Source organism: Streptomyces angustmyceticus, assembly GCF_019933235.1.
Lineage (GTDB): Bacteria > Actinomycetota > Actinomycetes > Streptomycetales > Streptomycetaceae > Streptomyces > Streptomyces angustmyceticus.
Genome location: NZ_CP082945.1, coordinates 3753994 through 3776506 on the forward strand (window position 1 = coordinate 3753994; position 22513 = coordinate 3776506).

At 73.6% G+C, this 22513-nt stretch carries 16 protein-coding genes, 1 tRNA gene and 1 other RNA gene; 5 read left to right on the plus strand and 13 right to left on the minus strand.

Annotated features, from left to right (window positions below):
- Positions 1-26 precede the first annotated feature (26 nt).
- Both K7396_RS16805 and ffs read right to left on the minus strand, forming a co-directional pair.
- The gene (locus K7396_RS16805; RefSeq protein ID WP_152104631.1) at positions 27-2579 is read right to left on the minus strand and encodes a DNA polymerase III subunit gamma and tau; all 2553 of its coding nucleotides are present in this window, start codon (positions 2577-2579) and stop codon (positions 27-29) included.
- Positions 2580-2624: 45 nt separating this feature from the next.
- Positions 2625-2723, minus strand: an RNA gene (ffs, locus tag K7396_RS16810) — signal recognition particle sRNA small type.
- A 130-nt stretch (positions 2724-2853) separates the two neighbouring features.
- Between ffs and K7396_RS16815 the strand changes: the two genes are divergently transcribed.
- From K7396_RS16815 to K7396_RS16830, 4 genes are all read left to right on the plus strand, one after another.
- Positions 2854-2941, plus strand: a tRNA-Ser gene (locus K7396_RS16815).
- 605 nt (positions 2942-3546) lie between these two features.
- Positions 3547-3861 (plus strand): type VII secretion target, encoded by a 315-nt coding sequence (locus K7396_RS16820; protein ID WP_086719772.1) that lies wholly within the window; start codon positions 3547-3549, stop codon positions 3859-3861.
- Position 3862: 1 nt separating this feature from the next.
- Entirely contained in the window at positions 3863-4957 is a 1095-nt protein-coding gene (locus K7396_RS16825; RefSeq protein ID WP_086719773.1) for a WXG100 family type VII secretion target, read from the plus strand.
- A gap of 6 nt (positions 4958-4963) precedes the next feature.
- The gene (locus tag K7396_RS16830) at positions 4964-5569 is read left to right on the plus strand and encodes a hypothetical protein (RefSeq protein WP_086719774.1); all 606 of its coding nucleotides are present in this window, start codon (positions 4964-4966) and stop codon (positions 5567-5569) included.
- 478 nt (positions 5570-6047) lie between these two features.
- Here the strand turns inward: K7396_RS16830 and K7396_RS16835 are convergent, their stop codons facing one another.
- The 7 genes from K7396_RS16835 to K7396_RS16860 form a co-directional block, all read right to left on the minus strand.
- Positions 6048-7439, minus strand: coding sequence for a vWA domain-containing protein (locus K7396_RS16835; RefSeq protein WP_174886927.1), 1392 nt, complete (start codon positions 7437-7439; stop codon positions 6048-6050).
- Positions 7436-8773, minus strand: a complete 1338-nt coding sequence (locus tag K7396_RS16840; protein WP_223660032.1) for an AAA family ATPase — start codon at positions 8771-8773, stop codon at positions 7436-7438. Before K7396_RS16840 ends, K7396_RS16835 begins: the two co-directional genes overlap by 4 nt.
- A gap of 164 nt (positions 8774-8937) precedes the next feature.
- Positions 8938-10236 (minus strand): hypothetical protein, encoded by a 1299-nt coding sequence (locus K7396_RS16845; RefSeq protein ID WP_223660035.1) that lies wholly within the window; start codon positions 10234-10236, stop codon positions 8938-8940.
- 103 nt (positions 10237-10339) lie between these two features.
- Positions 10340-11995, minus strand: coding sequence for an APC family permease (locus K7396_RS16850; protein WP_152104630.1), 1656 nt, complete (start codon positions 11993-11995; stop codon positions 10340-10342).
- 153 nt (positions 11996-12148) lie between these two features.
- Positions 12149-13993, minus strand: a complete 1845-nt coding sequence (locus K7396_RS16855) for an ABC transporter ATP-binding protein (protein ID WP_152104629.1) — start codon at positions 13991-13993, stop codon at positions 12149-12151.
- 393 nt (positions 13994-14386) lie between these two features.
- Complete coding sequence (locus K7396_RS35685; protein ID WP_263295900.1) at positions 14387-14521, minus strand: hypothetical protein; 135 nt, start codon at positions 14519-14521, stop codon at positions 14387-14389.
- Positions 14522-14821: 300 nt separating this feature from the next.
- Complete coding sequence (locus K7396_RS16860) at positions 14822-15724, minus strand: MBL fold metallo-hydrolase (protein WP_086720624.1); 903 nt, start codon at positions 15722-15724, stop codon at positions 14822-14824.
- Between the two features lie 126 nt (positions 15725-15850).
- On the opposite strand from K7396_RS16860, the gene K7396_RS16865 reads away from it, so the two are divergent.
- A complete protein-coding gene (locus K7396_RS16865) occupies positions 15851-16423 on the plus strand; it encodes a TetR/AcrR family transcriptional regulator (RefSeq protein WP_223660037.1) in 573 nt (190 codons plus the stop codon).
- A gap of 96 nt (positions 16424-16519) precedes the next feature.
- On the opposite strand, the gene K7396_RS16870 is transcribed toward K7396_RS16865, so the two are convergent.
- The 4 genes from K7396_RS16870 to K7396_RS16885 all read right to left on the minus strand — a co-directional run bounded on the left by K7396_RS16870 (position 16520) and on the right by K7396_RS16885 (position 22418).
- Positions 16520-17635, minus strand: coding sequence for a hypothetical protein (locus K7396_RS16870; RefSeq protein ID WP_152104628.1), 1116 nt, complete (start codon positions 17633-17635; stop codon positions 16520-16522).
- Positions 17636-18009: 374 nt separating this feature from the next.
- Positions 18010-20268 (minus strand): family 2 encapsulin nanocompartment cargo protein terpene cyclase, encoded by a 2259-nt coding sequence (locus K7396_RS16875; RefSeq protein WP_152104627.1) that lies wholly within the window; start codon positions 20266-20268, stop codon positions 18010-18012.
- Between the two features lie 156 nt (positions 20269-20424).
- Positions 20425-21381 (minus strand): ATP-grasp domain-containing protein, encoded by a 957-nt coding sequence (locus K7396_RS16880; RefSeq protein WP_152104626.1) that lies wholly within the window; start codon positions 21379-21381, stop codon positions 20425-20427.
- Entirely contained in the window at positions 21378-22418 is a 1041-nt protein-coding gene (locus K7396_RS16885) for an ATP-grasp domain-containing protein (protein ID WP_152104625.1), read from the minus strand. The genes K7396_RS16880 and K7396_RS16885 overlap by 4 nt, the downstream gene beginning before the upstream one ends.
- Positions 22419-22513 lie beyond the last annotated feature (95 nt).

Here is a 22513-nt window from a genome sequence, read left to right on the forward strand (position 1 = left end):
CCGCCTACGCGGTGTCGAGGCGCCCGCTACTCGTTGTTGAACTCCTCGATCACCGTCGCGCCGAGCTCGCGCACGATCAGGTCGTGGCCGCTGAGCGCGGAGTCGACGAGGTCGGGGTCGTCCTCGGCCGGCATGTCGTACTCGATCGACATCGGCGGGGGCTCGGGCGGGGCGTAGGCCGCCTCGGCCGCGGGCCCTGACGGGCCGCCGCCCGCGGACGCCGACGGGGCGACGGCCTCCCGCGCCATCCGCGCGCCCTGGCCGCCACCGCCGCCGGAGGCTCCGGATCCGCCGGCGCCCTGTCCGTACGAGCCCCCGGACGACGAGGACGCCGACGGGCCACTCTGCTGGGACGGGGACTGCGGCCCGCCCTGCTGCGGCGCGGCGGGCGTCCCGCCGCCGAAGCCACCGCCCCCGCCGCCGAAGCCGCCACCGCCGCTACGGGGCGCGCCGCCGGCCGGCGGGTTGGCGCCGCCCGACGGATCGACGATCGCCTCGACCCGCCACTGCACCTGGAACCGCTCGGCCAGCACGTCCTTGAGGACGTCCTCGCTCCCGCCGTTGGCGAAGCTGTCGCGGGCACCGGCATTGGGGAAGCCGATCTGCAACGTCGTGCCGTCGAAGCCGGAGACCTGGGCGTTCTGGCTCAGCAGGATCCAGGTGAAGCGCCGGCGGGCCTTCACCGCGTCCAGGATGTCCGGCCACATCTGCCGCACCTGGGCGGCGCCCTGTGCCGCCCCCGGGGCCGCCCCGGCCTGCGGCTGCTGGGCCACGGGCGCGGACGGACCGGCCGCCGGTGCGGGCGCGGACGGGGGCGCGGGCGCCGGAGCGGGCTCCCCGCCCTGCGGCGCCTGGCCGCCCTGGCCCGGCGCCACGGCCGTGGGCCAGCCACCGGGCTGCCGTCCGGCGCCGGGGCCGTTGCCGCCCGCGGCGCCTCCGCCGCCGGCGCCGTTGCCCCGGCCCGTGCTCCCGGGCCAGGCTCCCGGCCGCGCGGGCGCGGCCTGCCCCCCGCCCGGCGCCGCGGCCTGCGGAGCCTGCGCCGGACCGCCCTGCACCGGACCGCCCTGCGCCGCCGCACCGCCGCCCTGCTGCTGCTCACCGCCGGGCGCGGCCACCGGCCCGCCGGGCGCCCCGGCACCGGCGGCCGGCGCGGCCTGGGCGGGAGCCGGGGCAACGGGCGCCTGGGCAACGGGCGCCGAGGCGCCAGGGGCCCCCGCGCCACCGCCCGCACCGCCGCCCGCCGCGCCCCGCACCGCGGCACGCGCCGCCGCCGGCCCGGAGGGTCCGGCGGCCGGCATCGCCGGATGGGCCTCCGGCCCCGGTACGTATCCGGCCGCGGGCCCGCCACCGGACGCCACCACCGGCGCCCCGGCCCCGGGCTCCGCGCCGCCGCCGGCCCCGCCGCCCAGCAGCGCCGCACCCGCGCCGCGCTCCAGCCGGTCGAGCCGCGCCTGCACCGACCGCTCATCGTCGTACGCCGCGGGCAGCAGCACCCGCGCACAGATCAGCTCCAGCTGCAGCCGCGGCGAGGTCGCCCCGCGCATCTCCGTCAGGCCCGTGTTGACCAGATCGGCGGCCCGGCTCAGCTCCGCCGCCCCGAAGACGGACGCCTGCGCCGACATCCGCTCCACGACATCCGCCGGGGCGTCGATCAGCCCCTTCTCCCCGGCCTCGGGCACGGCCGCCAGGATCACCAGGTCCCGCAGCCGCTCCAGCAGGTCCGCGACGAAGCGCCGCGGGTCGTTGCCGCCCTCGATGACGCGGTCCACGACCTCGAAGGCCGCCGCGCCGTCCCCCGCCGCGAACGCCTCCACGATCGAGTCCAGCAGCGACCCGTCGGTGTACCCCAGCAGCGCCGTCGCCATGGCATACGTCACACCGTCCGCACCGGCGCCGGCGAGCAGCTGGTCCATCACGGACATCGAGTCACGCACCGACCCGGCGCCGGCGCGCACCACCAGCGGCAGCACCCCGTCCTCGACCGGGCTCTCCTCCCGCCCGCACACCTCGGCCAGGTAGTCCCGCAGCGTCCCCGGGGGCACCAGCCGGAACGGGTAGTGGTGCGTACGCGACCGGATCGTCCCGATGACCTTCTCGGGCTCGGTCGTCGCGAAGATGAACTTCAGATGCTCCGGCGGCTCCTCGACGACCTTCAGCAGGGCGTTGAAGCCCGCCGAGGTCACCATGTGCGCCTCGTCGATGATGTAGATCTTGTAGCGGCTGCTGGCCGGCCCGAAGAATGCCTTCTCCCGCAGCTCACGGGCGTCGTCCACGCCACCGTGCGACGCCGCGTCGATCTCGATCACGTCGATCGAGCCCCGCCCGTTCCTGGCCAGGTCCAGGCACGACTGGCACGTTCCGCAGGGCGTGGGGGTGGGACCTTCCTCACAGTTGAGGCAGCGCGCCAGGATCCGCGCACTGGTCGTCTTGCCGCAGCCTCGCGGCCCACTGAACAAATAGGCGTGGTTGACCCGGTTGTTCCGCAATGCCTGCTGCAGCGGATCGGTCACGTGCTCTTGCCCGATGACCTCGGCGAAGGTCTCGGGCCGGTAGCGGCGGTACAGCGCAAGGGACGACACGCATACGACGATATCGGGCCGCACTGACAACCGACCGGCCCCGCAAACGCAAGCGCCCCCCACGCACCCGCCAGAGCCGACCTACCCTTGCTGCCTTCCGGCCCTGGGGGAGTTCAGTCAGATAGCGCCACGTGAGGGGCTGCGCACCACAGTAGCGGATCCCCCGCCCCGGAAACGACCCGGACCCTCGCCCCGACCCACTTCCCTCCCCCTCCGACCCCCTCCCCTCGATCATGGTCGCGAGCACTCCCCAACGTCTTGTATTGTTTGCGGCGGAGGATTCGCCTAGTGGCCTAGGGCGCACGCTTGGAAAGCGTGTTGGGGGCAACCCCTCACGAGTTCGAATCTCGTATCCTCCGCCAGTGCCTCACCGGGCACAACGTCGAAGGGCCCCACCGCTTGCGGTGGGGCCCTTCGCGGTTCTCCGGCTCCGCTGGCCTTCTCGGTTCTCGCCTCGGTCGGCCTCGGGAGGCGCCCGGAGCACGCCCCCGTTCTGCTGCGCGGCCTTTCCGAGCGTCGGCCCCGTGATGTGCACCTACCGAGCGCGCGTCTGCGCCGCTCCACCGGCTCCGGCTCCGGCTCCGGCTCCATGATCACGTCGGCCGCGCCGCCCGGAACGCCGACGAACAGAGCACGGCCCCCGCTGTGTGACGAGCGTCATCCAGCCGCCCGTCCCGGACGCCCGCAGGGGGCGAATCCGGTTCTTGGATCCGGACGCATGCCGAATCAAGATCAACGCCTTCCCGGTGCAGCCCGAGCGCCTCGCCCGGACTCGGTGACGGTGCGCCTCCGTTCCCGCCGGCAGGGAGGACGGCGGCTCCGGGCAACCCCATGAACTCGTCCGCCGGGTCTTCGGATTGCGTCAATGGGCCGTCAAATGGGTGCCCGGCGAACACAATCTGCGGCGATGGCTGCCTACTTTGGCCGGGCGCGTTGATCACGTAGGGCTTCACCAAGGGGGACCGCCATGCCGCACGAGCACTTTTCGATACGTCCCGAGCCGGTCACAGCCCTGGCCAAGGACTTCGTCTCGTCTTCCGACCGCTTGGACGACCGCATCAGCACCTTCGCCTCCCGTGCGGAGAACGTGGACGACGCCTTCGGAGTGATGTCCGAATCCACCGAGGTGCTCTCCCAGTACGTCGAGATGACCCGCCACGCGGTGACGTCCCTGCGGCAGGTGAGTGCCGGGCTGAAGCACTACGCCGCGGGCCTGCGGCACACCGTGGCCGGCTACCAGCGATCCGACGCCGAGCAGGCACAGCGGTTCGGGGGGAAGTGACATGACCGGCCAGCGGCAGGAGCAGCAGCCGAAGATCGAGAAGAGCTTCGATCTTTTCAACCCTGGTGGGGATCCGTCCGTCCTGCGGGCCTGTGCCGAGGCGTGGCGGCACGTGGCGCACGATCTGAAGAGCACGGTCGAGGCCCAGGATCACGAGGTCACCCGGCTCGGGGACAACTGGACCGGCGCCGCGGCCGACGCGTTCCACGCGCACTGGAATCACACCCGGAGCCAGGTCGAGAAGGCGCTGCCGCAGTTCGAAACCGTGGCCCGTCAGCTGGATACCACCGCTGATGCGATCCAGAAGGCGAACGACGAGGTCCACCGTGTGGTCGAGGAGATCGCCGCGACGGTGGCGATCGGCATCGGCCTGACGGTGCTGACCGCGGGATTCTCCGACGCCATCGCGGCGGGTGCGGCCGAGGCGGAGATCGCCGAGGCGACCGGTGAGATCACCCGGCTCGGGCAGCTCCTGATCAGGGCTGCCAAGACGATCGAGGCGGTGAAGAAGTCGATGGAGGCGAACAGGCTGCTCAAGTTCACCATCGAATTCGGGAAGGGGACCGGCGCCAACTTCATCGGCAACGTGGGCGGCCAGGCCCTCACCGGGCAGGAGATCACCTGGGGTCAGGACCTCCAGGACGCCGCCATCGCCTCCTTCGTGGGCACGGGCATCGCCACAGGAGCGGGAAAGGCCGGAGGGAAAGTCGAGGACTTGGCCCGCAGTTCCGGGGAGCACGGAGCGGATTGGGCTCCCGGCAAGGCCATCGGAGAGGGGCTGGGCAGTAAGAACCTGCTCGGCAGGATGGCCGTGGAGGGGGTGGGCGGTGCTGCCGGGCAGGCCGCGGCGGACGAGGGAGAAATCTACTTCGAGGGCGAGGACAAGGACGTGGCGCGGGACATGTTGTTCAGCGGTGCCGGCGGAGCCGTCGGCGGTGCGGCAAACCACGCGGGGGACAAGGCCTACGAGTCCGTCAGCGGAAAGCACCGTGATGGCGGGCCGGCCCATTTCCCCGCCTTTCAGCAGATCTCCGCCGACGGCCTCGTCTACGGCACCTTCAATGAGCTCAACACGGAAACCACACCGGACGATTGATCAACCGTGTTCGAAGTCCGCAAAAGCATCAAGCGCTTCCGGGACGACCCGGCCTGGACGTACCGCAAGCAGGGCCGGGACTACCTCGATACCTTCGACCGTCGCGGCTATCCGTTCAGCCTGGGCCCCGACGGACTTGCTCTTCGCCATCTGCTCCAGGGCAGCTTCCGGGGGCGCGAGGTGAGCCTGTTCCATCTCCTCGCATGGCAGCGCAGCGGCAAGGCCAATGTCGCATGGACCTATTCCGTGGTCGTTCTCCCCCTGCCGCGCGTTCTCCCGGCCACCGCTTTGACGAGCCGCCGGCTGGCGTCGTCGCGGGTGGAGAAGATTTCCGCGCTCAACCGCGTCACGGGCCGCGGCAGGGATCTGCCCGGCCTCGGTACCCATCTGGTCCGTTACTGCGCCGACGATCCCGACTTCGCGGCGCTCATCAGCACGCACGCCGTGGAACAGCTCATGCACAAAGCCCGGTTGGGGTGGCGCATCGAAGGGGACCGCATGATCGGGTGGACGTACGGACGCAGAACCTACGAGGATCTCCTGTCCCTCGCCGAAACCGTCACCGCCATCATCGAAGGCTTCCCCGAACAAGCGTGGCAGTGGCCGGAGTGAGGAAACCGGCGACCGACGTGCAGGGGGTCACGCCAACGGGGCGGCACCGGCCCGACGGGCCGGTGGTGCGTACGCCGCGCAGCATCCGGACGCGTGAGCCCCGGCGGCGGGCCGGTCCGATGCGGGTCGCGCTGCTGATTCCGGTCGCCGCGCTGCTCGTCCTGGTCAGCGGGGCGCTGGGTTCGTTCCGCTGGATGCTGGTGCCCTCGCTCGTGCTGGGGGCGGCCGGCGGCATCTGGCTGATCGTGGCGGTGCCTCGGCTGCTGCCCGACGGGGCGCTGAGCCGGCTGATGACGACGCTGCTGGCCGCTGCGGCGACGTCGCCGCGGTGCCGGCCGCGTATGCCTCGCAGGGGTTTGTGCTGGAGATGCGGGGCTGGGGGTCGTCCTGCGTGCCGCCCGCGGGGTCGCGGCCGCCCGCGCTTCCGGTACGGCGGCCCGTCAGGGCACCGAGGGGCCGTGACGGGCCGCCGGGTTTCTCAGCCGATGGTGACCACGTGTGCCCACGGGGGTGGGGTGTCCGGGGTGTAGTCGGGGTTTTTCTCGTGGGTTGCGGGGGTGGGGCGGGGGAAGAGGCCGACGACGGTGCGGCAGGGGGGTGGGGCGGAGGGCCAGGGGGTCTGGCCGTCCGTGAGGGCGACGAGGACGTCGGGGCGGGGGCGGGAGCGGAGGGCGCGGGCGAAGCCGGAGCGCAGGTCCGTGCCTCCGCCGCCGGTCAGTTCGATGTGCTCGGCGCGGCAGAGCGGGACGGCGACCCCGGCCGCCGCGTCGCAGGAGATCACCGAGACCAGGTCGTGGCGCCCGGCCACCACCCGGGAGATCGCCGCCACTTCCAGCAGCGCGCTGCCCAGTTCGGCGTCGCTCACCGACCCGGAGGTGTCGATCACGACGCAGACCCGGGGCGGCGTACGGCGCAGGCTCGGCAGCAGGACTCCGGGGACGGCGGCCGAGCGCCGGGAGGGGCGCCGGTAGCTGTGGTCCTCACCCGCCCCCGGCCCGCCGGCCGCCGAGCGGATCGCCGCGCCCAGCAACTGCCGCCAGGGCTGCGGGGGATGGAACGCCTCGTCCGCCCAGCGGCGCCACCCCTCCGGCGCGTCGCCCGGCCGGCCCTTGATCCCCTCCGCGACCCGGAAGCGGACCGCGTCCCGCTGCTGCCTGCTCAGCCCGTGTGCCCCGTCGGGCCCCAGCTCCCACGGCCGGTCCGCTCCGTCGGCGCCGCTGCCGCAGTCGAGCCAGGACAGGTCCGCGGCGAGCCCGGACATCGACGCGGTCCGCAGGTACTCCTCCATCAGCAGCCCGTCGGGCAGCCCCAGCAGCGACGGCAGCACCGCCCCGGCGGGCCGGGGCAGGCCGTCACCGTAGATGTCGTCGTTGATCTCGAAGTCGGCGGCGATGTTGCGGCGCAGCCTCTCCCGGCCCTCGGCCCCGGGGGTCGCCGTCGCGCTTCGCCCGCCCGGTGCGTGCTCCTCGTGCTCGCGCGCATACCGTTCGCCCCGCCCGTGATGGTCCCTCAGCAGGTGGGAGACCTCGTGCACCCAGACGCCCGCCAGTTCCTCCACCGGGGTGCGCGCGACGAAGGCCGGGGAGACGTAGCAGCGCCAGTGCGCGTCCACCGCCATCGTCGGCACCGACCGGTCCTCCACCACGTGCAGTGCGAAGAGTGCGGCGGCCAGGTAGGGGCGGACCTTGACCGCGTGCAGCCGGGCGGCCGGCAACTTCTCCGTGTCCAACGGGAGTCCCGCCCGGTGGGCAGGTCCGCCGGGGTCGGACGGCGGCTCCGGCACGGTGGCCCGGACCGGGCGCGGCGGCGCGGGCCGGGGCAGCGGGCGCGGCAGCGGGGGCGCCCCCGGGCGTTTCGCGGCGCCCGTCATCGGCACTCCCCCGGCGTACGCCCGGCGCCGGCCGCCGCGGCCCGCGCCACCGACCGGTCCGCACGCCGTGCGAGATCGACCACCCCGGCCAGCCGTTCCATCGTCTCCGGCACCTCCCAGTCGTCGCGCCGCAGCCCGGCCAGCACCGTCGCCGGGGCGACCAGCAGGTCCGGCGGGCCGGTCTCCAGCGCGCGGACCAGCACCGCCCAGCCCGCCTCCCACCGCTCGCGCTCCGGCCGTGCCCCTACGGCGGCCACCACCGCCTCCAGAGCCGCCTGTCGCAGATCGCCGCGCGCCGGCAGCTCGGCGGCGGCCGGGTCGGCCAGCAGCGACTCCGGGTCCGGCAGGTCCATCCGGTCCAGATGGGCGAGGAGTTCGAGCCCCGGCCCGTCCCCCACCGCGCCCCGCACCACCAGCGCGAGCACCTCCCGGGAGACGGCGGCCGCCGTGCCGAAGGCCAGGAGGGTCAGTGCGGCCTCCCAGCTCCGGGGCGAGGGCCAGGCGCCGCCGCGCCGCGTCTCGGTGGTCGGCAGCCGGTGGATCAGCGTCGGCCGGGCCTCCAGGAAGCCGCAGACCGCGCGCCGGGCGAAGGCCACCGCCTCGGGCAGCCGCTCCGGCACCAGTGCGGGCAGCTCCGCCCGGGGCCAGACGCCGCCCAGGCCGCGCACCACCACCTCCCGGTCGTGCGCCCAGTACAGATGCACGAACCGGTTGGCCAGCGGCGGGCTCAGCTCCCAGCCGTCCGCGGCCGACGCGCGCGGATTGGCGGCGGCCACGATCCGCACCCCCGCGGGCAGTTGCAGCGCGCCCACCTTCCGCTCCAGGACGACCCGCAGCAGCGCGGCCTGGACGGCCGGGGTGGCGGTGGACAGCTCGTCGAGGAAGAGCAGCCCCCGCCCGGCCCGTACGAGCTCCACGGCCCACTGCGGCGGCGCCATCGGCACCCCCTGCGCCGCCGGGTCGTCCCCGACGATGGGCAGCCCGGAGAAGTCGGACGGCTCGTGGACGCTGGCGATCACGGTCGTCAGCGGCAGGTCGAGGGAGGCGGCGAGCTGCGTCAGGGCCGCGGTCTTGCCGATGCCGGGCTCGCCCCAGAGCAGCACGGGCAGGTCGGCCGCGACGGCCAGGGTGAGCGCCGCCAACTGCTCATCGGGGCGCGGCTCGGTGGTGGTCGTCCGCAGGCGGGCCAGGAGGTCGTCGGCGAGGGCCAGGGGGGTGTGGGGGCCGGGTGCGGCGGTGGGGGCGGGGGTGGAGGTGAGGGTGGGCGAGGGGGTGCCGGTGGTCGTCGTCAGGCTCTGCTGGGTCGGTGTCGGCTGGAGGGTGCGGGTGGTCATGGGCATCTCACCTGGGAGGGGTCAGGGGGACGGGGCGGCCCGTCCCGGAGGTCGTGAGGGCGTACGGCGCGGGATGCGTCGTACGGGCCGGCAGTTGCGTGGCGCGGCCTGGAAGCACGGAATACAGCGCGGGCCGACCGAACGTGGTGCGTCACGCGTCGTGCTCATGCGTCGTGCTCGTGCGCCGTGCGTCGTGCGCCGTGCGCCGTGCGTCGTGCGTCGTGCGTCGTGCGGGAAGGAATGGACGGGAAGAGAAGGACGTGAAGGCAGGGCAGCGCCGGCCCGCCGAGCGCCACCAGCAGCTCCTCCCGGCGCAGTTGGGCCGGGTCGTGATCGACCGCCGTCAGCACCCCGTCCCGGGGCGCGATCCGGTGGACCTCGCCCCGGCACTCCACGCGGTGCGGATCGCCGGGCTCGGGGGCGGGTCCTGGCACCGTGGCCGGGCCGGTGCCCGCCAGTGCCGCGGCGACGAGCGGGTGCAGCCGCCCGACCGGCACCAGCCCGGCCCGTACCAGCGCCAGATCCGGCAGGGTCCGGGCCGCCGCCTCCGGCAGCACCGGAAGCGCCGCGACCTGCTGCGGCGGCAGCGCCTCCCGCAGCGGCCGGAGCGTCGGGGCATGACTGTCGTCGGGGGCGGCGAGTTCGAGCACCGTACGGCTGCGCGCACCGAGCCGAAGGGTGAAGGGCCCGCGCGCACGCCCCTCGGCCCGCAGCAGCAACTCCGCCTCGGCGGCCCACCGCATCACCGCCCACGGGGATTCGTGGCCGGTGGGCAGATGCGGCAGAGGGGACAGCTCCGGCCGGTCGGACGACGCGGACGAGGCGGCCGAAGCGGGCACCCCGGGCGACTCGGGCAAGGCGGATGACGCGGGCGAGGCCGTGGACATCGTCCCGACCGCCCCGCACCGCCGCGCCAGTTCACCGCTTCGCGCGGCGTCCCAGAGATGCCGGTGCAGGTCGAGCCGGAAGCGCCGGTCGGGGTGCGGATGGGGGTGTGGAGGCAGGTGGCGGTGGGTGCGTGGGTGGCCGGGGACATCGTTCCCGGATCCCTCCCACAGGGCCAGGGACATCCGCTGGCCGGCGTCCGCCCAGGCCGGCGGTGTCCGCACCACCAGGTGCAGGGGCGCGCCGCCGGCGTTCCGGTAACGGGCCAGCGAGAGGGTGAGGCCGGGCCGCAGCCGCCCATCGGGGGCGACCCGGGGCATGTGCCAGCGCAGCAGGTCCGGCGCCAGCCGGCGCAGATCGGCGCGGAGGCGGGTGACGAGGTCGGTGCCGTGGCGGTCGCGCACGGCGCGCAGATCGAGATCGACGTCGATCCGGGCGGCGGCGCAGGCCCCCGCCCAGTCGCCGGCCGCACGCCGTGCGGTCGCGGTCTCGATCATGGACGGTGGCACGGCGTACGTGCGTACGCGCTGCCACATCAGCAGGTGGGGCGGAATCCCGTTCGCGAAGTGAGGTGCCATCAGCACTCACCCTGAGCGAACGAATCCCCCCATCCGAACGAGGAGGAGTTCTTCATCCGCGGCATCGCCACCATGCCGATGACGCCCTGTCAGCCCCGAGTCGTCATCGCGCCGTGCCGGGAGCCGGCGGGACCGACTCGCCCTCCTCCTCGTGTTGTACGGCGGCGTCCACGTCCTCGGGGGGCATGGCCAGGCGTACGGCGGTGTAGTGCACGGCGAGGCTGAAGACGATCACGATGACCAGGTCCCACCAGTCGGGGAGCGCGCGGGTGCCGCCGTAGCGGCCGAAGCGGCCGATGAGGATCATGCCGCCGAGCCAGGGCCACACCCAGAGGGCCGATCTGGCGCGCAGGCCGCTGCGTTCGGCCGCCGGGATGCCGCGGCGGGTGAGCGCGAGGACGAGGAAGCCGAGCAGGGCGGCGATGCCGAGCTTCCAGTCCGCCTCGTAGCCGGACCAGTAGAAGATCAGGTTGGCGAAGACGAAGCCGGCGGGCGCCAGCACCGGGCCGGCGGGCAGCCGGTAGGGGCGGTTCCGGCCGCCGTCCTGGACGCGCAGGGCGTGCAGCGCCACGGGGGCGAAGGCGTACATCACGGCCGCCGCCGAGGTGACCACGCCCACCAGCGCCTGCCAGCTGGGGAACGGCAGGAACGCGATCTCGCCGACCACGAAGGCGAGGAGGATCGAGACGACGGGAACCCGGCTGCGGCCGACCTGGGTGAGGGGCCGGGGCAGGACCCGCTCGCGTCCCATGGCGTAGGACAGCCGCGCGGCACCGGCCATGTAGACCAGGCCGGTGCCCGCCGGGGAGATGACGGCGTCGACGTAGAGGATGGTCGCCAGCCAGCCGGCCCCGACGGCCGTGGCGAGGGTGGCGTAGGGGCCGAAGTTGCCCTCCCCCACCGGGTTGTCCCAGCTGCGGGTCAGGGCGTCGGGGTCCAGGGCGCCGATGAAGGCGATCTGCAGCAGGAGGTAGAGCGCGGTGCCGACCGCCATGGCCACGATCACCGCGCGGGAGATGTCGCGCTGCGGGTCGCGCGCCTCACCGGCCAGCTGGATGGCCTGCTCGAAGCCGAGCAGCGCGAACACCACGCCGGCGGGCAGGGCCGCGAAGACGCCGTGCGCCCCGTGCGGGGCGAAGCCGCCGCCCGCGGTGAAGTTCGAGCCGTGGAAGGCCAGGGTCATCAGGACCACCACGGTCAGCAGCGGTACGGCCGTCTTCACCACCGCGGTCACCGAGTTGATCCCGGACAGCAGGCGCACGCCGAGCACGTTGATGATCGTGAAGATCAGCATGAAGACGCTGGCGATCACCAGTCCGGCGCCGGTGAGGGTGCCGTTCGGGTGCAGGACGCGCACCCGGTCGTGGACCCAGCCGATGCGGTCCATGTAGGAGAGGGTGGCCTCGACCTCGATCGGTGAGATCAGGACCGACCGCAGCCAGGACATCCAGCCCGCGGTGAAGCCGACCAGCGGGCCGAAGGCGAAGAAGGGGAAGCGGGCGGTGCCGCCCGCGATCGGGTAGGTGGCGCCGAGTTCGGCGTGGGCGAGGGCGAGCACGGCGAGCATCGTCGACGCCAGCACCCAGGAGACCAGCGAGGCCGGGCCGGCGATGACGGCGGTGGTCAGGGCGCCGAGCAGCCAGCCGGAGCCGATGATCGACCCCAGGGAGATGAACATCAGCCCCCAGAAGCCCACCGCCCGGTGGAGGTGGTGGGCTCCGGTGGCGCTGTTGCTCCCCGCTGCGGCCGGCCTGGTCACGCGTGCTCCTGGATCACGGGACCATCTTGGGCCCGGGGAGCGGGCAAGGGCGGTATGCGCCTTGCGTGTCGCTATGTCTACCGCGAGTGAGCGGGGACGGGCCTCCGGCGCCGGGGTCCGCCCCGCGACCGCGGACCCCGGTGCCGGTTGCCGTCAGTGACTGCTGCCCGACGGGCGGGCGAGGGGGTGGGCGGAGCCGTTGCCGGGCGGTGGGTGGGCGTGGAAGAGGGTGGCGTACAGGCCACCGCGGGCGAGGAGTTCGTCGTGGCGGCCCGATTCCACCAGGCGCCCCTCGTCCAGGACCAGGATGCGGTCGGCGTCCGTGGCGAGGTCCAGGTCGTGGGTGATCACCAGGGTGGTGCGGCCTTCGGCCAGGCGCCGCAGCGGGTCGAGGATGCGTTGGGTGGCCAGGGTGTCCAGGCCGGTGGTGGGCTCGTCGAGGATGAGCACGGGGGCGTTGCGCAGCATGGCGCGGGCGATCGCGACGCGCTGGAGCTGGCCGCCGGAGAGCCGGGAGGTGCCCGGCGCGATGACGGTGTCGTAGCCGTCGGGGAGGGCGGAGATGAACTCGTCGGCGTCGGCGGCCCGGGCCGCGTCGACGACGTCGGCGTGGGTCACGTCGTCGCGTCCGCAGGCGATGTTCTCCGCCACGGTGTCGTGCAGGACGAGGGTGTCCTGGGGCAGCAGGGTGATGTTGCGGCGGAGCCGGGCCAGCGGCATCCGGTTCACGGGGATGCCGTCCAGCCGCACGCTGCCGCTGTCGGGGTCGTAGAACCTCAGCAGCAGGGCCGCCAGGGTGGACTTGCCCGCGCCGCTGGGGCCGGTGATGACCACCAGCTCCCCGGGCACGGCGGTGCACGAGAAGTCGTGGAGCACCTCCTGCTTGCCGCCCGGATAGCTGAAGCCGACCCGGCACACCTCCACGGCGCCGACGGCGCGGTTCGGGGCCGGGACGACGGTTGCGGGGGCGGGGTCGGTGACGGCGGGCGGGGCGTCGAGGATCTCCAGCAGGCGTTCGGCACCGGCGGTCGCCTGGGTGACCGTCAGTCCGAGCTGGCCGAGGTCGCGGATCGGCGGGTAGAGGTAGCCGACGAACGCGGCGAAGGCCAGGAGCTGCCCGAGGGTCATCCGTCCCGAGGAGATCTCCCACACGCCCAGGCCGATGATCGCCAGGACGCAGAGCGTTTCGAGGACCTCGACCAGCTGTCCGTACAGCTCGTTGATGCGGGCGCTGGTCACCGACGCCCGCAGCCACTTGCGGGCCTCGCGCTGCAGCCGCTCCTGTTCGTCCCGCTGCCGGTTGTATGCCTGGGTGAGGACGACATTGACCAGGCCCTCCTCGACGACCGAGGTGATGGCGCCGTCCGCCGAGCGCTCCCGGCGGGAGACCTCCTTGACCCGGCGGGTGAAGCGGGTGGTGGCGACCAGGAACAGCGGGGCCAGGGCGAAGGTGGCGAGTGCCAGGTCCCAGCGCAGCAGGAGCGCGGCTCCGGCGTAGAAGATGACGCCGAACAGGGCCGTGGCCGCCTGGACGAGGCCGGAGACCACGAGTTGTTCGATGGCGTCGACGTCGCCGGTGAGCCGCTCGACCAGGTCACCGCGGCGGTTGCGCTGGAAGAAGTGCGGCGGCAGCGTCTGGAGATGGGCGAAGACGCGGGCTCGTAGCCGCATCACGAAGCGTTCCGCCGTCCAGGCGGCCAGCGAGTTGCCCAGGTATCCGACGATCGCGCCGGCCACGGCCACGGTGAGCCACAGCCCGGCGGGTTGCCAGAAGGCGCTGATCGAGCCCTTCTGCAGGGCGTTGTCGGTGAGTTGGGCGAAGAGCAGGATCGCGACCGTTTCCGCGAACGCGGCGAGGATGGCGCTCAGGATGACGAGCAGGATCCATCGCCGGTCGCCGCGGGTCAGCGGCCAGAAACGCCGCACCGCCTCCTTGAACCCCACCCGCCTGGTACGGATCGAGGTGTCCGCGACGAGTTCGCGGAACACGCGGTCCATGGCGGCGTCCGGCGGCGGCGAGCCCCGCGCCCACCGGGAGCGCACGCCGACCGCGGGATCGGGTGGATCGCCCACCGGATCGGGTGGGTCGAGAGGATCGTGGGATGCGAGGGGACCGGGAGGTTCGAGGGGGTCGGGGGAATCGGAGGAGTCGGGGGAACTGTCGCCGGCATCGTGCGGCAGGGGCGAACCCTGTCCAACGGGCGATGCTTCCTCGCCTCGTCGAGGCGACGCTTCAGGGCGCTCTCCGCGCCGGCGTGAGCTGCGCAGGTTCATATCGCTACGTCATCTCGTCGCTGGTGGGTGGTCGAGCGGGACCGTGTGGCACCGCCCCCTAAAACGCGAGGCGGACCCGCGGCGTCCGCGAGCCAGCCTCGAACTCGGAGGTGTGCGTCAGTAGCGGTAGCCGAACCTGTAGCCGCGCCCGCGGTAGAACCTCCTGCGGCGCCTGCGGCGGTTGCGGTCGTGGTCGTACCAGTCGTCGTGGTCGCGATTGCGCCTTCTGGGGAAGACCTTGCGGAAGCTCATTTTCGCCTCCTCGTTGTTCTTGCCTCGTTGTCGGACCGTTACCGGCTCGACAACTCCCAAGCTACGACGGTCACCTGTCTCCAACAAGGGCAAATGCGTGAAAATTCAGACATAAGCCAATAATCTTTTTAAACGTGGCGGAGAGTGGCAGGTGGTGACTCTCCGCCGCGTTTACCGCCCAGCGGTCACGCCGCCCCCGCCGTCAGGTCGCCGGCAGACAGCACGTCGCAGGCGTGCGGCCCGAGTTGACGCCCGGCGTCGGCGGGGCCCACGACCCACCGGTCCCCGCGCCCCACCGGGTCACGGGCGGTCCGGGGCGACGGTCGCGAGGCGGTAGGCGTCGCCGTCGGTGACGACCCGGCCCGCGGTGGGGGGCGGGAAGTGGCTGCCGAGCAGCAGGGTGTCGGTGCCGGCGAGCGCGGCGAGCAGGGCGCGGCGGGTGCGTGCGGCCTGCGCGGGGTCGGCGTCCACACAGCTGGATATGGCGGGGTGGGAGAGCTGGACCGGGTGATGGACGCAGTCGCCGGTGATCAGGGCCGCCTGCCCGGCGCTGCGCAGCTCCACGGCGATCTGGCCCGGCGTATGCCCCGGGGTGGGCAGCAGACGGACGCCGGGGGCGACCGTGGCGCCCTCGGCGGGCACGTCGACCAGGTCGAGCAGACCGGCGTCGCGGACCGGGTGGACGGAGTCCCGGAACATCTGGCGGCGGGCCGCGTCCAGCTCCACGCCGGCCCAGTGGTCCCACTCCGCGCGGGCCGTCAGATAGCGGGCACGGGGGAAGGTGGGGATCCATTCGCCCTGGTCGGAGCGGGTGTTCCAGCCGACGTGGTCGGTGTGCAGGTGAGTGAGGAGGACCAGGTCCACCGTCTCGGGGGCGAAGCCGGCCGCCGTCAGGCGCTGGAGGTAGTCGCTGTTCATGTGGTCCCAGGCGGGGTTCTCCCGGGGCTTGTCGTTGCCGATTCCGGTGTCGACGACGATGCGCAGACCCCCCGCCTCCAGCGCGAAGCTGTGCGTGACCAGGCGGAGGGCGCCCGCGGGGTCGGCGAAGTCCGGCCGCAGCCACGGGGATTGGGCCACCACGTCCGAGGTCGCGTCGGGCAGCAGCCATCGGCCGGTCTGCGTGGGGAGCGCCACCTCGTCGATCCGGCGGACGGTGATGTCGCCGACCGCCCAAGCGGGGGCCGCGTCACTGACGGCATGCATGAGCTGTCCTCCCACGAGCCAAAAGCAAAATAATTGCGTTACGCCACAGTAACCTGACTCGCGCACTAACGCAAACAGTTCGCGTTTATGGCTGCGTCACCCGTCAGGAGCCCTTAAAGTGGAGCCATGAGCCCCAGGCAGATGACCCGCCCCGGGGGGCGTAGTGCCCGCGTCCAGGAATCGGTGCACGCAGCCGTGCGCGCACTCGAAGCGGAGCAGGGCCGTGCGGCGCTGACGGTGCCCCTGGTGGCCGCGCGCGCCGGCGTCACGCCGTCGACCATCTACCGCCGGTGGGGAGACCTCCAGGAGCTGCTGTCCGACGTGGCCGTCGAACGCCTCCGCCCGGAGGCGCCGCCCGCCGACCACGGCGCGCTGCGCACGGACCTGGAGACCTGGGCGGAACAGTTCCTGGAGGAGATGGCCTCGCCCCCGGGGCGGGCCTACCTCCGCGACGCACTGGCCGGCGATCCGGACGGCAGCCATGCGGGCCAGTGCTCGGCCTACGCCGCCGAGCAGGTGGACGTCATCCTCGCCCGCGCCGCCGACCGCGGCGAGCAGGTGCCGGACGCCGACATCGTGATGGACCACATCGTCGCCCCCATGATCTACCGGCTGGTCTTCCGGCCGGGCCCGATGGACGCGTCGTACGCCCGCGGCCTCGTGGAGGCGACGCTCTCCGGGCTGATGCCGCCGCGCTGAGAGCCGGCCACAAACGCCGTCGGGCGCATCACCGGCCGCCCGCCGCCCGGCTCGCGGGCATGCGCTGCGGCGCGGTGATGCGCCCGAGGGGAAACCTCAGCCGCCGGCTCCCAGGCGCAGGGGGCTGCCCGGGCTCCCGGGACGCAGCCGGTCCGCGAGGTTCAGGCGGTACGCCGGGTACGTCGGATGCCCGGTGTTCAGGCGGCTCGCCGGGTGCCCCGGGTGCTTCCGATGCGCGGTTTTCACCGGGTGGGCCGCGTGCGCGGAGTGCGCGGAGTGCACCGGACGCCTCGGATGCGCGGTCTTCATGGGGCTCACCGGGCGAACGGTGTGCACCGGATGCGCCCCGTACGCCGCGCCCGGCGCGTTCACCGGGTCCGCCGCGTTCACCGGGTCCGCGGGGCGCTCCGGCTTCGACAGGCGCTCCGGCCCCTGGGGCCGCTCGGACTTCGTCAGCCGGTCGGAGTGAGCCGGCCGCTCCGCATTCGACGGCTGATCGACGCTGTCCGAGTTACCGGGACCGTCCGGGAACTCCCGGCCCTCCGGCTCCTCCTGGTTGTCCGAGCCTGCCTGGTCGCCGCGGTCGCCCTGGTCGTCCCGGTCGTCCGAGCGCCCGGGGTCGTCCCCGTACCTGTCATCACGGTCGTCCGAACGCCCCGGGTCGTCCCCGTACCTGTCATCACGGTCGTCCGAACGCCCCGGGTCGTCCCCGTACCGGTCATCACGGTTGTCCGAACGCGCCGGGTCGTCCCCGTCGTAACGGTCATCGCGGTTGTCCGAACGCGCCGGGTCGTCCCCGTCGTAGCGGTCGTCCCGGTCGTCCGAGCGCGCGGGCCCGTCGCGGTCGTCCGGGTTGTTCGAGAGTGCCGGCTCGTCGCGGTCGTCCGGCTGGGGGTAGCGGGGGCCGTTCGCGCTCAGGCGCAGGCTTCCGAAGCGTGCGTTGCCCCGGGAGCCGGCGCGCACGGTGGTCACCACCGAGCCGGTGCAGTCGCGGCCGTTGTAGAGGACGAGGTCGGTGGGGGTGTCGTTGTCCACCTCGCCGTACCCCTCGCCCACGCCGTAGCAGTGGTCGTCGCCGGGGTCCTCGATCCGGTACATCCGGTTGCCCTGCCGGATGTGGTACGTGATCACGCCGGAGACGGCCTCCGCGTCGGTCGGCCCGAACGCGGCGGACGCCCCGGTGATGGCCACGGTGCCCAGCAAAGCGATCATGCGTCGCACAGTCGGAACTCCTCGTCAGCATGGGCGGCGGTCCAGCCCTCGGTCACACCCCGTGCGGGATTTCGCCATGTGGGGTTCCCGGCGACATATCGGACTATTCACACCAGACGGGATATTCACCAGCCAGCAGGACCCCGCAGGAGGCTCTGCGGGGTCCGAGACCGCTGTTCGGGGGACGGCGGGGCGGCGGGAAGGCGGGGCAGCGGGAAGGCGGGGCGACCGGACACCGACGGGCGGTCAGTACCGTTCCGGTGGCGCGGTGGTGGCGGCACGTCAGCCTCTTTCCGGGGCCCGGACGCCGCCCAGCCGACGGAGCGGCGGTCCGGCCCGCCCGGCCCGCCCCGGCCCCCGTCCCGTACCCGCGCTCAGCCCGCCCCCGTACCCGTCCCCGCGACCGCGACCGACGACCGGAAGAGATGCGCCGCCGACGTCCCCAGTCCGGTCGGCGTGCCCGGCCACCCCGGGGAGCCGGCCGGGTGACGCAGTTCGGGCTCGGTGTAGCGCAGGCAGTCGCGGTGCCAGGTGAGGATGCCGGCGAGCCAGTTCCGCAGCTCGCGGACATGGTCGTCGAGCGCCTCGCGGGCCTCCGGCCCCAGCTCGAAGTCGTCGCAGACGACCGGGAGTTCGTGGGCGGCGACGTGCTGGAACTCCTCCAGGCGCGAGGTCATGAGGTCATGGACGATGTGCAGCGCGGTCGGGTAGTCGCAGTCGAAGAAGTTCTGGACGACCAGGATGCCGTTGTGGACCTCGCCCTCGTACTCGATCTCCTTCTGGTAGGAGAAGACGTCGTTCAGCAGGCAGGCGTAGTCGGCCGCGGCGTTCTGCAGGGCGCGCAGGGTTCCGGTGCGGTACACCTCCGGCGGGATCCGCCGGCCGTGGTCGAGGCGGCTCAGGCTCATGGTGAGGTCGGAGCCGAAGGTCGCGCGGCGCATCTCGATGTAGTCGACCGGGTCGGGGATGCGGTTCAGGGCCTGGTTGTCGAGCTCCCAGAGCCAGCCGGCCGTCATGGTGTCGACGGCCTCGCGGAACGCCCCGCGCGCCTCGGGGGTCATCGGTCCCACGGTCCGCGCCCACAGGTCGGCCAGGCCGCGTTCCATCGCGTTGACCGGCTCCGGCACGGCGGCCGCGAGGTCGAGGGGCATACAGGCCGACAGCCGCGCGGTGCACGCCTTGGCCGCGGCGAGGTCGCGGGTCCGGCCGAAGACCTGGGGGTAGTAGTCGTCGGCGTAGGTGCCCCAGGCCAGCCAGGCGGCCTCCAGGTCCAGTTGCTCCGCGGTGGCGTCCGGGTGGAGGCCGGCCGCGCACAGCGCCAGGTCGTAGCGGACCATCGCGGGCTCGTCCCAGACGTCGGAGAGCGGCACGCCGGGCTGCGGGCCGAAGAAGCCCATCCGGCGCGCCCAGGCGACGACCCGGTGGCGGGCGCCTTCCAGATGCGGGCTGAGGGTGGTGGGGAACGGCAGGGAGAGGTCGGGGATGCGGGAGGGGCCGACCTTCTGGTGCGGCACATGGGTGGCGCCGCGCAGGCGGAGCGCGCCGGCCGTGGTCAGCGCGGTCCTCAGGTCCGCGGCCGAGGTGCCGAGTCCGCCGGCGGCGAAGGGCGACCAGGGCTGCGCGCCGCCGGCCGCGGACCCGCCGCCGTTCATGTAGCGGCTGGAGCGCAGGTGCCATTCATGGCCGCCGGACTGCCAGTCCTGGAGCCCCTTGGCGTACGCCAGCACGTCCGCGCAGGACTTCGGGTCCAGGCCCTTGTCCAGGAAGAGCGCGGGGAGTTCGGTGACCACGGTGTTCTCGAACTGCTGCAGCCGGGAGGTGATCAGGTCGTTGACGGCGTCGGCGGCCTCCTGGGTGGGGCAGTCCAGGAAGGTCTCCAGCACCAGCACGCCGTTGCTCAGCTCGCCCTCCTCCTCCGTCTCCCGCTGGTAGGAGAACAGGTCGTTGCGCAGGTGCACCGCGTCGGAGAAGGTGTCCCGCAGGACCCGCAGCGGGCGGGAGCCTGCGACGGCCGCGGGCACCTCCGCGCCGGCCGCGTACTCCACCAGGCCCGCCGACCAGGGCGCGCCGCCGACCTTGCGGCGCATCTCGATGTACTCGACGGGGTTGGGCACCCGGTGGATGTTGATGTTGGACAGTTCCCACAGCGACTCGTTGAGCAGGTGCTCGGTGCTCTCGGCGAACCGCCTCCGCCAGTCGGCCGACATGTGCGGCACCGTGCGGGCCCACAGGTCTGCGAGCCCCGCCTCGACGGGGTTGGCCGGCTCGGGGACGGGCGCGGCGGGGTCCATCGGCATGAAGGCGGGCAGCCGGTCGAGGTACGCCTTGCCGCCCTTGCGGTCGAGCGTCCGCTTGAACTTCTCCAGGAAGTGGTCGTCGAAGAAGAAGACCCAGACGTACCAGTCGGTCACCAGTGAGAGCGCGTCCGCGTCGCAGTCCGGATGGGTGTAGGCGCACAGCAGGGCGTAGTCGTGCGCCGCGAGGTCCTTCTCCTCCCAGATGCCCGAGCCCTCCAGCATTCCCATCCGGCGCGCCCATGCCGTGGAGTGCGTACGGGCCGCCTCCAGGTGCGGGTTCAGCCGCGCCGGATGGGGCGTGTAGAAGGTGGGCAATTCGAATGGCTGCTGCGTCACCGGTGCCGGCCTCTTCCCCTGCTGCGGAAGGAGGACGTGCCGATCCACGCCCCCCTGGACGGGGGCAGCGCTACCCCGGCGGTCGGCGGCTTAGACCTTGTGGAGGACGAGCTTCCGCCTCCGCGCCCCTTCGGTCCGGACCGCTTCGAACAGGGCCTATTTGCGGCTGACTTCTGGCAGCTTTCTTTCGCCCGGGGTGGTCGTCGTTCGCTCGCCCGCGGTCGCGGTCGCGGTCGCGGTCGGGCGCTCCTCCGGGGTGTCAGTCCGACCAACCCCCGGGTCGGCCGTGGGCTCTTCCCCCGGGGCGGTCGTCCGGCCGCGCTCCCCCGTACGCAGGGCGAGTTCCGCGAGGGCCTCCGGGGCGCCGGCCTGGCCGCGGATGCCGGGGAAGGCGTTGATGTCCACGATCAGCGGCGCGCCGCCGCCGGCGTCGAGGACGTCCACGCCGTAGACGTCCAGGCCGAAGACCTCGCCGGCCCGGAGCGCGGCGCCGGTCCAGCTCGCGGGCAGCTCACCGACCGGCAGCGGCAGCGTCGGCCCGCGGCCGTCCGGGGCCAGCTCCGAGCGGCGCAGCCCGGCGAAGAGCCGCCCGTCGACCACCCACAGCTTGTGGTCCCACCCGCTGTTCGCGGTGAACTCCTGGGCCACCACCGGCTCGTCGGGCCAGTCGGCGGCCAGTTCGCGCAGGCGGGCGGCGCTGTCGGCGCGGGCCACCAGGTCATGGCGGCGGCTGAACCGGCTCTTGATCACCAGCGGGGCGGCCGGCTCCCCGGCCGCGGCCAGCCGGCCGAGCGTGTCCACCGCGGTGGTGGCGGCGAACGGCAGCCCCGCCGCGCGGGCCACCTCGGCCATCTCGACGCGGTCCTGGCACCGCGCGGTCGCCGCCGCGGAGTTGAGCACCGGGGCGCCGTGCTCCTCCAGGCGTGCGGCCAGCGCCAGCGCCCGGGGCGTGCGCGCCTTGAGGAGGTAGACGTCGGCGAGCGGGGAGGCGCCGGGGTCCGGCAGCTCGCCGCCCGGGTCGAGCCACTCGACCCGGTGCGCCGGCATCAGCAGCTCGGTGACCCGGGCCAGCAGCGGATGCCCGGGGTCCGCGGTGACCAGCCCGATCCTCATCGGCCCCCGCCTATCGAGGCGGCGGGCCGGCCGGCGCGCGGGGCGGGAGGCGCCGGCGGGGCGGGAGGGGCGGTGAACGGGGGTGCGGAGGAGGCTGCCGTGGGGGCAGCGGTCGCGGCCGCCCCGGGGATCGCCGCCGGCTGCCCGGCCGCCGGCCGAGCCCCTGTCGCCGGGTCGGCCGCCGCCCCCGCCCCCGCGCCCGACGCCCCGTTACGGGCGAGGTCCACGATGGCGGCGGACACCCGGGCCACGGCGTCCGGCACCTGACGGAAGCTCGGGAAGTCGTTGATGTCGACCGCCACCGGGCCGTCGGGGCCGAGCAGGATGTCGACCCCGTAGAGGTCGAGGCCGAAGACGGTGCCGATGTCGGCGGCGATCCGGGCGATCTCGGGGGTGAGCGGCACCTGGCGTTCGCGTACGGCGTGCGCGGGGTGCAGCGGCGAGCACCGCTCGGTCGCGTACAGCTCACCGGCGACGCTGTACACCTTCAGGTCCGTACCGGAGTTGGGCACATAGGGCTGGGCGATGAGCAGCCCGCCGTCCGGCGCTCCCGGGGCCCCGGCGCCGGCCGGCCCGGCGGGGTCCCGCAGCCGGTCCGGGGTCGCCACCAGCCGGACGGCGCGCCCTGAGCTGCCGTCCGCGGGCTTGACCACGATCGGGAACTCCGCCTCGGGTATCGCCGCGAACTCCTCGGGCCGGGCCGCCGCATACGTGACGGGGACGGGCAGCCCCGCACCGCGGGCGATCACCGCGGCGAGCGCCTTGTCGCGCACCCCGCGGATCGCCCGGACGTCGTTGACCGTGGTCAGCCCGGCGGTCGCCGCGGCCTCCAGCAGGGTCAGGCCCGGACCGCCGGAGACGGTCTTGAGGACCCAGGCATCGTGGCTGCCCGCCCGTATCGCGTCGGACAGGGATATCAGCGAGCGGCCGGGCCAGCGCACGTCCACCTGGTGTCCCCAGGCGTCGAGTTGGCGGATCACGTCCAGCGGCATGCCGTCGTGGCGGTACTGCTCCTCCACCAGGAAGCAGAGTCTCATCGGGGCACCCTCGTCATCGCCGCACGTCCGTCCACCGTCCGTCCGGCAGATCCATGACAGTCCAGGATCCCATGCGGGTCCCGGCGGGGGCCGTG